9 protein-coding genes and 1 tRNA gene are annotated in these 11,539 nt (G+C 58.4%); 7 read left to right on the top strand and 3 right to left on the bottom strand.

Annotated features, from left to right (window positions below):
• The first annotated feature begins 68 nt into the window (after positions 1 to 68).
• The 3 genes from DWZ15_RS06680 (at position 69) to DWZ15_RS06690 (ending at position 3,586) form a co-directional block, all read left to right on the top strand.
• The gene (locus DWZ15_RS06680) at positions 69 to 842 is read left to right on the top strand and encodes a PTS sugar transporter subunit IIC (protein ID WP_117563725.1); all 774 of its coding nucleotides are present in this window, start codon (positions 69 to 71) and stop codon (positions 840 to 842) included.
• Positions 842 to 1,690 (top strand): PTS system mannose/fructose/sorbose family transporter subunit IID, encoded by an 849-nt coding sequence (locus DWZ15_RS06685; protein ID WP_192924133.1) that lies wholly within the window; start codon positions 842 to 844, stop codon positions 1,688 to 1,690. The genes DWZ15_RS06680 and DWZ15_RS06685 overlap by 1 nt, the downstream gene beginning before the upstream one ends.
• A 429-nt stretch (positions 1,691 to 2,119) precedes the next feature.
• A complete protein-coding gene (locus tag DWZ15_RS06690; RefSeq protein WP_118450067.1) occupies positions 2,120 to 3,586 on the top strand; it encodes an ATP-binding protein in 1,467 nt (488 codons plus the stop codon).
• A gap of 100 nt (positions 3,587 to 3,686) precedes the next feature.
• Here the strand turns inward: DWZ15_RS06690 and DWZ15_RS06695 are convergent, their stop codons facing one another.
• Positions 3,687 to 4,178: a hypothetical protein gene (locus DWZ15_RS06695; protein WP_118450069.1), complete on the bottom strand. Its 492-nt coding sequence runs from the start codon at positions 4,176 to 4,178 to the stop codon at positions 3,687 to 3,689.
• An 11-nt stretch (positions 4,179 to 4,189) separates the two neighbouring features.
• Between DWZ15_RS06695 and DWZ15_RS06700 the strand changes: the two genes are divergently transcribed.
• Positions 4,190 to 4,759: a hypothetical protein gene (locus DWZ15_RS06700; RefSeq protein WP_118450071.1), complete on the top strand. Its 570-nt coding sequence runs from the start codon at positions 4,190 to 4,192 to the stop codon at positions 4,757 to 4,759.
• A gap of 319 nt (positions 4,760 to 5,078) precedes the next feature.
• Here the strand turns inward: DWZ15_RS06700 and DWZ15_RS06710 are convergent, their stop codons facing one another.
• Together DWZ15_RS06710 and DWZ15_RS06715 are read right to left on the bottom strand one after the other, a co-directional pair.
• Positions 5,079 to 5,765 (bottom strand): DUF5710 domain-containing protein, encoded by a 687-nt coding sequence (locus DWZ15_RS06710; RefSeq protein WP_118450075.1) that lies wholly within the window; start codon positions 5,763 to 5,765, stop codon positions 5,079 to 5,081.
• Positions 5,766 to 6,100: 335 nt separating this feature from the next.
• Positions 6,101 to 6,175: transfer RNA gene (locus tag DWZ15_RS06715), tRNA-Val, on the bottom strand.
• Between the two features lie 289 nt (positions 6,176 to 6,464).
• Between DWZ15_RS06715 and DWZ15_RS06720 the strand changes: the two genes are divergently transcribed.
• From DWZ15_RS06720 to glmM, 3 genes are all read left to right on the top strand, one after another.
• The gene (locus DWZ15_RS06720; protein ID WP_199580044.1) at positions 6,465 to 7,487 is read left to right on the top strand and encodes a DMT family transporter; all 1,023 of its coding nucleotides are present in this window, start codon (positions 6,465 to 6,467) and stop codon (positions 7,485 to 7,487) included.
• Between the two features lie 149 nt (positions 7,488 to 7,636).
• Entirely contained in the window at positions 7,637 to 9,949 is a 2,313-nt protein-coding gene (locus DWZ15_RS06725; protein WP_118450077.1) for a DUF4012 domain-containing protein, read from the top strand.
• 83 nt (positions 9,950 to 10,032) lie between these two features.
• Positions 10,033 to 11,364 carry a phosphoglucosamine mutase gene (gene glmM, locus DWZ15_RS06730; protein ID WP_118450079.1) on the top strand — a complete coding sequence of 444 codons (1,332 nt, stop codon included), beginning with the start codon at positions 10,033 to 10,035 and terminating at the stop codon, positions 11,362 to 11,364.
• Positions 11,365 to 11,539: the final 175 nt, after the last annotated feature.

An 11,539-nucleotide genomic window follows, 5' to 3' on the forward strand; every position in this document is an offset into this window, starting at 1 on the left:
CTGCGGTTGTCTGCAGGCGAGCTGCGCAGAATGCCTCGCCTGCAGACCTATTTCTGGGGTTGATCGAAATGGTTGTCCAGTATCTTCTAGTTGCACTGGTCGCATTTATTGCGTCCATGGACGAGCAATTATTTGGCATTACGATGCTTGGTCGTCCGCTGTTTACGAGCCTGTTTGTCGGCTTGATCCTTGGCGATGTCCAGCAGGGCGTTATCGTCGGCGCTGCTTTGGAGTCCATGTTCATGGGCGCCATCATGGTCGGCGCGGCGGTTCCTCCCGAGGTCTATGCCTCCGGCGTGCTTGGCTGCGCGTTTGCCGTCATTACGGGTACGGGCACGGCAACTGCCGTCGCGCTCGCCCTTCCCGTCTCCGTCTTCCTTCAGGTGTGGCGCAACTTCTGCTACGCCGTTCCGGGTGCCTTTGCCTGCAAGAAGATTGAGACCGCTCTGGCAAATCGCGATCTTGCCAAGGCGAATCTGTACCATCTGACTATCGTGCCGCTGTCGATTGGCATTCCGTCTGCACTGCTGGTGTTTGGCTCACTGTTCTTTGGTGCCGACCTCATCAACAATGCGCTCAACGCGATTCCGCAGTTTGTGATGGACGGCCTCAACGTTGCATCCGGCGTCATGGTCTGCATCGGCTTCGCACTTCTTATCAGGACCATGGGCGATAACAAGCTCCTTCCCTGGCTGTTCCTGGGCTTCATTATGGTCATCTATCTCAAGATGGACGTGGTCGGCGTCGCCGCAGCTGCCATTTGCGTCGCGCTGCTCCTGGCCTTCCGCGAGGGCTCGTCCGGTCCGCAGACGGTTGCTGCAGATGAAGAGGAGGACTTCTAATGGCTATCCAGAACACCGACCTCAAAGAGGCCAAGAAGGACGCGATTATGACTCCCGATATGTATCGGAGCATGTTCCTTCGCCAGTTTACGAGCCAGTGCTCGCAGTCGTACGACAAGATGATGGCAATGGGCTTCATGTACACCATTCAGAAGCCCCTGCGAAAGATCTATCCCAACGACGACGATTACTATGCGGCGCTCGATCGCCATACCGAGTTCTTTAACATCACGCCTCATGTGCTTCCGTTTGTAGCCGGCCTAACGGTTTCGATGGAAGAGCAGGCGGCTGCCGATAAGAACTTCGACACGTCCTCGATTAACGCCATGAAGGTCGGCCTCATGGGACCGCTTTCCGGCATCGGCGATTCGTTCTACTGGGGTACGTTCCGCGTGGTTGCCGCCGGCATTGGTATTGGCATCGCTTCGACGGGCAACCCGCTCGGCCCCATCGTGTACGCGCTCATCTACTCAGTGATTAACTTCGCAACGCGTATCGTCGCGGCCCATCTGGGATACGACTTGGGAACCAAGTTTTTGCAGCAGTCCGAAGAGAGCAACCTTATGTCTCGCATGACGCATGCTGCCGGTGTTCTCGGAATGACTGTTATCGGCGCCATGATTGCGGCACAGGTCTCGCTGTCCACGGCTTTGACCTTTGACGTGGGTGGTTCGGAGATTGTCCTGCAGGATCTGTTCGATTCGATCTTCCCCGGTCTGCTGCCCTTGCTGGCAACGTTCGCTTGCGTTGCCCTCTATAAAAAGGGCGTCAAGACCATTTGGATCATCTTGGGCATCTTCGCAATCTGCATCATCGGAACGGGCTTGGGAGTGTTCGCGGCGGCGTAATGTTGACTGCTATGCTCGCGCGTTGGATAACTAACTGACCGTTTGAAAACGGGGCTCGGCGTAAGGCCGACCCCGTTTTTTGTTTGAGGGATTTTCCGACCGTCCAATAATCCACGCTCATGCATCGCTCACGCATCTCTCGTCTCTCATTCGTCACTAACACGAGAGATAGCTTAAAGACGAGAGATAATTACGAGAGATAGCCCAGCAGCAAAGAGACAAGCAACCATGGTATTGTCTCAATATCGATTGTTCCACCAGCAAAAACATGATTAAATGAAGCAGGTAGAGATATCTTATCTCTCATCTTTCACTCATATCAAATACGAGAGATAACAGAAAGACGAGAGATAATTACGAGAGATAACTGAGAGACGAGGGAAATCCGTCTGCGGCATTCTCCGCAGGACCGAGCGAAGGGACGTGCAGATGAACGAAAACGAGCTGGCCGGTTTGCTCGAGTCTTTAAAGCGCATGGGTTCGGATGATCTTAACGTCGAAGTAAAAGAGAGCGCCACGACGCTTTCCCGCGACGTATGGGAAACGGTCAGCGCTTTCGCAAACACCGCCGGCGGCATCATCGTACTCGGAGTGAGCGAGCGTGCGGGTTTTGTCCCAGTTGCAAACTTTGAGACCGAGAAAGTGCTCAACCAATTCGTGGCGGGCATGGGCGATGCCGGCGGTCGTGGAAAGCTGGCCAATCCGCCCAAATACACCATTGAGCGCGTGGAGCTTCGGGGTACCGTTGTTCTCGTCATCACAATCGAGGAGCTCGACCCGTCGAGCAAGCCTTGCTATGTAATAGAACGGGGCGCCCAGGGCGGCAGCTACAAGCGCATCGATGACAAAGACGTGCCGCTTTCGTCGACCGAGGTTTTGGCGCTGTCGTCATACGAACGGACGAGTCCTAGCGATCGCGATACGGTGCCCGGCACGAGTGTGGGCGATCTCGACGAGTCGCTGGTCGACCGCACGATAGAGCGTGCCTATTCGTTGACGCCTCGAGCGATGCACGGTGCGACGGACAGGAAGACAAAGATGGAGCGTCTGAATTTCCTCGACCCCCAGGGCAATGTTACCAAGGCCGGCCTCCTTGCCGCGGGCGTTTACCCTCAGCAGTTCTATCCCAAGCTCTTCATTGATGTGGCTGTCCACGTGGGAACTCAAAAGGGAGCTGCGGGGCCACTAAGGTTTATGGACCGCACAATCTGTGAGGGAACGTTGGGCGAGATGATCTCGGATGCTGTCGCGGCCGTCGCCAAGAATTTGCGGCGAACCTCGACCGTCCAAGGCGTCTCGCGTGTCGACTCGCTGGAGATTCCCGAGGAGGTTCTGCGCGAGGCAATCGCCAACGCCGTAATCCATCGAGAATACGGGGATCGGTTCTGTGGACAATCGATTGCCGTCGACGTCTTTGACGATCTTGTCGAGGTGACGAATCCTGGCGGCCTTTACGGGGGAAAGACTCGCGAGAACTTGTTTGACGGCAGCTCCCGATGCCGTAACGCGACGCTCGTGAAACTCATGTCGATTGTCCCGCTGCCGGATGGCGCAGGTTCGCCGGCTGAGGGCAATGGCTCGGGCATCCCGATGATGATCGATGCCATGCGCGCGCATGGTCTGGCCGAGCCCCTGTTCTGCCCGGGGTTCGATCGGTTCAAGGTCGTACTTTACCGTCCAAAGATCGAGCCGGTCGATCATGGCGGGGACTTGATTATGACGGCACTCAAGCGCTACGGCGAATTGGGGACGCGCGAACTGGCGGAGCGCACGGGACTCACGGTTTCCCAGGTTAGGGCACGCGTCAATGCGCTCATTGAGCAGGGTGAGCTTGAGCCGACGGCGCCGTCGACAAGCCGCAACCGCAAATATCGACTGTCAGAGCGCGTGGAATAAATGCGTTAGTGGACGAGGCGACCCAATAATCGACCCTCGATTGGCGCCCACTAAGGTAAAGCGGTTGTTGCCCAGTCGACGGTGATGCTAAAGACTCGGCTTACGCCGGCATGGCCCCGAACCCGTCCATCAAGAACAGCCTAAGAACCAGCTTGATGACATTTCCCGGTTTGACTTCAGCCGTGCCAAAGACGCTGCGCTCGGCGAGCTCGCTGCAGTATGCGTAGATATCGCGGATAAGGTCCGCGCCCGAAAGCGTAAACATGTAGCCTGCGTCCGAAAGCGCATTGGGTGCGGCGGGCAACTTGGTCATGCGACAAAAGGCCAACAGGTCGGGCGCCATAGCGTCTTGGTAGCCAAGATGGCCGCCGTCTTCTTGTGCGGCGAGTTCCAGCTGGCGTACTCGATCCAGCGCCGCTGCCAGCACAAAGCTCGGTGTGGGCGCATTGACGTCTTCCGTGTTCGCCACGAGTTTGCCCGCCGCCTGTGTGACAAGCCAGGCGACCTCGCGCTGGCAACGCACGGCCTTGCGCGTAACCGGCTTGATGGACGAAGAAGAAACGCTCCCCTTAGGCGGATTCGAAGCAGCCATAAGACCCTCCCATGAACAATCCGGTCCAACAAGCCCGGATGAAACACGTGCTACATCAGTATACAGGGGAGTGGGGTAGCGGGGTACAAGCGCGCCAGCGGCAAACCGAGAGCATCAACAATGTGCCTCCGCTCTATTTGGACGATGGTACGTGGGTCATTAAGTACTCGGTTCAAGCGCCGGGTACCGTTGGTTTTCGAGACCAGAATTACAACCGTAAAATGCTCAACTGCATGGAATGTGACGTCCCAGTCGGAGTCATATTTGCAACCGAGGTGGGCTATAAGGTGCTCGGCCTTGCGTTTGTTGAGCGGTTCGAGCCCGAAAACGGATGGTTTGTTCTGCACGGTCCTGTTCATAAAGGCGGACCGGACCCTCGTTTTGCGCCCGACATGAGTTATCTGAAGCACATACCCGTCGATATTGAGTTTGCCGGACAGGGTGCGACCGACGATGAAATTTGGCTTTGGCGGTCTTTTACGATCGTGTTGTTTGATCGGATCGCGCGGCGATGCAATCTCGCGCACGCCTGCTGGTGCATGCTCTTCCTGATTTGTATAGCGAGAGGGGAGCGAGCGTGAGCTGGCGAGGCGATATTGCGATGGGGAAGTACGGAAAACTGCCGTGCGCCCTTATAGACAACAAAATGTTTCCGAGCGTAGAAGTTGATTGCGGGTCGTTTGTCGTCGCCTGTCCTTGCTGCGGCTCGCAAATACCGTGCCTCGACATTTGGTTCATCGATGCGCGCGACAGACTTAGCGACGAAGTGAGAAAACGGACAGGCGTTCATATGCCGGTGTATCAGGAGAAATGCCCTGTTTGTGGCCTCGATATCGTGTACGACGCCGGCGACGAGGGATAGGTGATGCGGAGGAGCTGGCTGTGAAGGCATCTCCGTTCCTACAAATAAATCCCCTCACCGAGCTGCTTGTGGAACTCGGCGTGATGGTCGCGTGCCCAGGTAAAGAGCGCCTGGTCAAAGTCGGTGCGCGTGGCTGGGATGCCAAAGACGCCGGCAACTTCGACGCGCACAAACTCCAGTGCCGGCAGCTTGTTGATGGCAGTGAGGGCAAACGGGGACGAGGGCTCCTCGAACAGATAGCGGCTGCCTTGCAGCGCGTTGCAAATGGTGCACGTGTTGCCGAGCGACGGGGCTTTGGAGGCTCGCGCGCCTACGGGCTTGTAGCCGCAGCGCTTATGAAGATAGTCGCGGATCTCGCCCGGCACGCAGCCAAGAGCGGGCACGATGGCGAGTGCGTTGGCGTTGGCCGTGTCGATGGTAATGTGCCCGGCTTCGTTGGGCGCGTGCGCGATGGCGATGCCCTTGTCGTCATCGGTTCGATAGGGAATGCCGAAGGCCGCGACCGAGGTCTCTTTGTGACACTTCCAGCACTCGCGCTTGCCCAGTACTAGATATATATACGGCGCTGAGGGGTCGGATCGGTCAACACCGGGCAGCCACTCGGCAAAAGGCTCGGGGTTGACGCCGCTGGGTACATACCAGATCTTCTTGGTCCGGTCCCATTTGGCGCCCAGCGCCTTGGCTTCTTCTTTGTGCGAAAAGGGGACATCGAGCTCGGTGCGCATGGCGGCTCCTTGGTGCTGCAGGTGCGAGTGGCTCAAGGATACCGCAGGGCGCAGACATCGCGGCGTTTTGTTGAGAAGTTGCGGCGCGGACTGCTTGGTTACGCCGTTAGATAAATTGGCAAGTAGATGGTCGGCTTTTGACCAGTTGGGCGGTTGGAGCAGCTTGCGGCGCAGTTTTGTGCCTGGCTATTGTTGATGTTGGGGTATTGAATATATTTGGCTGCCATTCGTCAGGTGAATTGATGTTACGTTGCGATGACGGTTGGAACTGCCAGCGGATTTAGCGACATAAAACAAAACAGCCCAGAGGACATAGCCTCTGAGCTGCGAACATTTGGTGGGCGTTAGAAGATTTGAACTTCTGACCTCTTCCGTGTCAGGGAAGCGCTCTCCCCCTGAGCTAAACGCCCGATCAAGGGTGCGCAAGCGCGCAAGGGATAATATAACGGAGCCTGAACTCGGTGGCAAGAACATTTTTAAAAATCGCTTACATTGTGGAATTCGGGGGCTTTGTCATATCCATTTCAAAAGAGCCTGCTGCCGCGATTTGACTGTCGCATAATGCAAGGCCATTGCGGTATCGAGCTATGGAAAGACGTCTGCGGAATTGTCCTACCGATAAGCGGACAAGCCTTCGGCTGGTGCCTTCGCCGTGGTAAGGTAAGCCGAATTGTTTCCAGGCTGCTTCGAGGGAATGGAATGAGCAAAGAGCGTGTCGAGCAGGTCGAAGGCGCAGGGGCTTTGGTGCCGATGACCGATATATCGAACATTGATGTGCCCGAGGGCACCGATGAGCTCAGCCGTAGCACCCGCCGCGCTTGGCGCGAGCGCCTGAACAGCGCTTCGACGCGCAAGATGATCACGGGCGTCTTGGCTACGCTGGTGGGCGGTTCGTTTTGGGGCTTCTCGGGCACCAGCGCGAGCTTTCTGTTCGATACCTACCACGTCGACACCTTGTGGCTTATGAGCGTGCGTCAGATTCTCGCCGGTCTACTCTTTATGGCCGTGGTTGTTACGCGCGACCGCGAGCGCCTGATTAAGCTCTGGACCACACCCGCCGATCGCAAGCAGCTGCTGCTCTTTACCGCCTTTGGTCTGCTGTTCAACCAGTTTTGCTATCTTTCGGCCGTGCGCCTGACGAACGCCGGAACCGCGACGGTGCTCCAGTGCCTGCAGCTCGTTATCATCATGGGCTACACCTGCGTGACCGATCGCCGCATGCCGCGTACTCGCGAAGTTATCGGCATTGGCCTGGCTCTGGGTGGAACCTTTTTAATCGCCACCGGCGGCGACCCCACCAGCCTGAATATCTCGCCGCTTGGCCTGGCAGCAGGTCTTATGTGTGCGGTCAGCGCCACGTGTATGGCGGTGATTCCCGCCAAGATCCTGCCCGAATACGGCAGCCCCATCGTCACGGGCTCGGCAATGCTCACGGCGGGCGTGGTCTCGTGCGTCTTCGTGCAGCCTTGGGCGCATATGCCGGCACTCGACGCTGCCGGCGTCGAGGCGCTCGCGGTATTCGTGGTTATCGGCTCGTTTTTTGCTTACATGCTCTATATGGAGGGCGTCAAGGATATTGGCTCCGTACGTGCGAGTCTCATCGGAACTGTGGAGCCGGTCTCGGCAACCATTACCAGCGCCGTTATGCTGGGCACGGTGTTTTTGCCGACCGACCTTATCGGCTTTGCCATGATCATCGTGATGATGTTCCTCACGGTGTAGCTGGCGCCGCCGCCAAGACGGAAAAGGCGTTGTGCCACATTTTCGCCAATTGATGTCCGTGTCTGGAGTTTAGCTGTCGATGCTCAAAATGCCATAAACTAGTAACGTTATGGACTTTTTCATTGCGACTCAATTGCGAGGATTTCTTTATGGCTGGTAATCACTTTAAGGGCAGCGATAGCGGCCGTCCTGCAGTTCCGCCGCGTCCGAACGGGGCTGGTAAGGCCGGCACGCCGGGCGGCGCTGGGCAGGGCGGTTCCGGTAAGCGCGTGTCCCCGGGCGAGACGGCGATGTTTACCGCTCTGTACGAGCAGTCTCAAAAGGCAAAAAAGACCGGCCGTGCAAGAGGGAATGTCTTTGCGGGCGGTGCAACCTCCGCGTCGCAGCCGAGCGGGGCTCCTTCGGTACCTGCGAACAACGCAGGTGCTGCCAACGCCGCAAATGCCGCCGGCAACGTTAATGCCGGCAAGGCCGCCAACAATACTCCCTCTGCCGGTGGCGCGGGGCTTACGGGTAACCTTGGCACGATTTACACCGGTGCCTCCGAGACTGGCACGTTCGCCCGCCTGGATGATAGCGGTGCCGAGTTTGCGGGCTCGGGTTCCAAGGAAGATTATTACGATTTTGGCTTGAACTACGGTAGCGACGCTTCGTCGAGTTCGACCTCTGACGGTCTGGTCCGTCATCGCCATCGCAAGGGCGAACGCAAAAAGCGTCACACCGGCGCCATTATTGCCGCTGTAGTCGCGGTGCTTCTCGTTGCGCTTGGCGCAAGCGGCTTTATGCTGCTTAACTCGGCAAAGACCGTAAAGAGTGAAGCGAAGGAGGCCGTCGAGATTGTCGGTGGCCTTAAGGACAAGGTCACGTCGGGCGATTTTTCGACGCTGCCTGACGACGCGAAGAAGATTGATGAGCTTTGCGACAGCATGAAGGCGGAGACCTCGAGCCCGCTGTGGACGGCGGCTTCGTTTATCCCGGTGTATGGCAGCGACATCAATGCGGCCCGCACCATGATCGACGCCCTGTCCGATGTCTCGAGCAATGCGCTGGTTCCCATGGCCGATAACCTTTCGCAGGCCACGCCCGGCAAGCTGTTTCAGGACGGCATGATTAACGTGTCCGCGCTGCAGGCGGTCGCCGATTCGCTTTCCAGCAGCTCGAAGGTGTTCAAGAGCGCCAACGAGAAGGTCCAGGGCATTGGCGATACTCATATTTCCCAGGTGACCGAGCTGGTCGATAAGGCCAAGGACGGCTTTGCCACCCTCAACGGCGCGGTTGACGCGGCGGAGAAGGTCGCCCCCGTCCTTCCGCAGATGCTCGGCGCCAACGGCCAGACGCGCAACTACCTTGTGTACGCCATGAACAACGTCGAGATTCGTGCCTGCGGCGGCTTTGGCGGTTCGCAGGGCCTGATTTCGGTCACCGACGGCCAGATGTCGATTGGCGAGTTTGTTCCCCGCATTGGACTCAGCGAGGATGAGGCAGTCGAGAGCGTCGACGAAGAGGATGAGGCGCTGTTCGGCAACCACAGTAACCTGTACAACTCGGGCAATACCTATTCGCCTGATTGGCCCCGCAACTCGCAGCGTGTCGCAGCCCTGTGGAAATCTCAATATGGCCAGGACGTTGACGGCGTCGTGGGTATCGACCCGGTGTTCCTGCAGTATCTGCTGGGCCTGGTCGGTAACGTGTCGCTGCCCGACGGAACGGTTGTCGACGGCACCAACGCCGCAAAGGTCCTCATGCACGATGTGTACTGGAACTATCCGGTCGAGGAGTCGGACGGCATCTTTGCATCCGTCGCCAGCGCTGCCTTCGACAAGATCCTTGGCGGTATCGGCGATGTCGATGTTACGAAGCTTGTCAGCGCCGTTGAGCGCGGTGCCGAAGAGGGCCGCCTGATCGCGTGGATGAAAAACGATGACGAGCAGAACGCTATCAAGGAGATGAACATCGACGCCTCGCTGCCCGATCCGGATGACCCGAGTGAAGATCCCGTTGCTGGTGTCTACTTTAACAACCTGAGCTTCTCCAAGCTCGACTGGTACCTGAATGCCGATACGCAGATTGGCCAGGGCATCAAGAACGGTGACGGCACATGCTCGTATCGCATCACCGTTACCCTGACGAACATCATGACGCAGGAGGAGGCCGGCAAGCTGCCCGACTACGTCGCGGCGAGCGCGCCCGATGCCGCGCGCGACGACGAGCGTCTGAATGTCTCGTTGTTTGCCCCGACGGGCGGCATCATTACTGATCTGACCGTCGAGGGCACCCAGTTTGGTCTTGGCGCCGCTACGTGGCATGGAATCCCCTTCTATTCGGGCACCGTTGACCTGCATGCTGGCGAGACGACGACGATCACATATACGCTGACCACGTCAGCCGAGGCGGGGGACAAGCCGCTTACGCTGCGTCAGACTCCTACATGCCAGGCGGCTCGCGACAGCGCGTCGGCGTAGGGTTTTTCTGGTAGCGCAGATAATCGAGTACCATTTTGGGGCGGACAGGCAATCTGTTCGCCCCTATTTTGTAAGGAGAGCGCATGAAGTACTTTGGCACCGACGGCTTTCGCGGTGAGGCTAACGTTGGGCTGACGGTAGAGCACGCTTATAAGATTGGCCGTTTTGTGGGCTGGTATTACGGCGCCAACCGCGAGCGCAAGGCGCGTGTCATCGTGGGTAAGGACACGCGTCGCTCGAGTTATATGTTCGAGGCGGCGCTGGTGAGCGGCCTGGTCGCGAGCGGTGCGGACGCATATATGCTGCATGTGATCCCAACGCCGGGCGTGGCGCATCAGACCGTGGAGGGCTGCTTCGATTGCGGCATCATGATCAGCGCGAGCCACAACCCGTTTTGCGATAACGGCATTAAGCTCGTCAACAGCGACGGCTTTAAGATGGACGAGGACGTGCTGGAGCTTATCGAGGACTATATCGATGGCAAGAGCGAGGTGCCGCTGGCCACGGGCAACCACATCGGTGCCACGGTGGACTACATGCAGGGCCGCAACCGCTATATTGCCTCGCTTATTGCAAGTGCGAACTTTTCGCTGCAGGGCGTTAAGATCGGTCTCGACTGCGCCAACGGCTCGGCGTCCTCGGTGGCCAAGCCGGTGTTCGACGCGCTGGGTGCCGACGTGCGCGTGATCAACGCCGCGCCCGATGGCTTTAACATCAATGTGGACTGCGGCTCCACGCATATGGAGCGCCTACAGCGCCACGTGGTGGAGCAGGGACTGGACGTGGGCTTTGCCTATGACGGCGATGCCGACCGCTGCCTGGCCGTGGATGAGCGCGGCCGTGTGGTCGACGGCGACCAGATCCTGTACGTGTGCGGTGTGTACCTGAACAAGCATGGTCGCCTTTCGGGCGGTACCGTAGTACCGACGATCGCCAGCAACTTTGGCCTGATCAAGTCGTTGGAGCTTGCCGGTCTGAGTGCCGTGACCAGCGGCGTGGGCGACCGTCATGTGTATGCCAAGATGCGCGAGGGCGGCTACAGCCTGGGCGGCGAGCAGACGGGTCATACGATCTTTGGCGATATCGAGCGCACGGGCGACGGCATTATGACCTCGCTGCGCGTGATGGAAGTGATTCGCGCCGAGCGCGAGACGCTCTCGCAGCTCACGGCTCCGTGCAAGCTACTGCCGCAGGCTCAGGTTGCCGTGCGCGTGGCCGACAAGGACGCCGCGCTCGAGAACATGGGCGTGCAGGCCGCCATCGCCGAGGCCGAGGCGTCGCTGGCGGGCGAGGGCCGCGTACTCGTGCGCAAGAGCGGAACCGAGTCGGTAATCCGCGTGCTGGCCGAAGCCCCCGACCAGGCAGCTGCCGACGCCGCCATGAAGCGCATTGCCAACGCGCTGGAAGCTCTGTAGTTACGCGGTTTTACCAAACCGCGTAACTGCTCGATGCTGCAAACGGCCCCAAGCGGCAACCTGACGTTCAATTTCAAGGGCGCGACCAGAAGGTCAGCGCCCTTTCATTTCACGTCACCTTGCTCGCTTGGGGCCGTTTTCGCTGACGTTGCTAAGACATTGGCGTCAACATGGT

It is taken from the genome of Collinsella sp. AF29-7AC (assembly GCF_003475665.1).
Taxonomy (GTDB): Bacteria; Actinomycetota; Coriobacteriia; order Coriobacteriales; family Coriobacteriaceae; genus Collinsella.

Coding starts and splice junctions, on each gene's coding strand:
- DWZ15_RS06680 (WP_117563725.1), top strand. CDS start 69: ATGGTTGTCCAGTATCTTCTAGTTGCACTGGTCGCATTTATTGCGTCC.
- DWZ15_RS06685 (WP_192924133.1), top strand. CDS start 842: ATGGCTATCCAGAACACCGACCTCAAAGAGGCCAAGAAGGACGCGATT.
- DWZ15_RS06690 (WP_118450067.1), top strand. CDS start 2,120: ATGAACGAAAACGAGCTGGCCGGTTTGCTCGAGTCTTTAAAGCGCATG.
- DWZ15_RS06695 (WP_118450069.1), bottom strand. CDS start 4,178: ATGGCTGCTTCGAATCCGCCTAAGGGGAGCGTTTCTTCTTCGTCCATC.
- DWZ15_RS06700 (WP_118450071.1), top strand. CDS start 4,190: ATGAACAATCCGGTCCAACAAGCCCGGATGAAACACGTGCTACATCAG.
- DWZ15_RS06710 (WP_118450075.1), bottom strand. CDS start 5,765: ATGCGCACCGAGCTCGATGTCCCCTTTTCGCACAAAGAAGAAGCCAAG.
- DWZ15_RS06720 (WP_199580044.1), top strand. CDS start 6,465: ATGAGCAAAGAGCGTGTCGAGCAGGTCGAAGGCGCAGGGGCTTTGGTG.
- DWZ15_RS06725 (WP_118450077.1), top strand. CDS start 7,637: ATGGCTGGTAATCACTTTAAGGGCAGCGATAGCGGCCGTCCTGCAGTT.
- glmM (WP_118450079.1), top strand. CDS start 10,033: ATGAAGTACTTTGGCACCGACGGCTTTCGCGGTGAGGCTAACGTTGGG.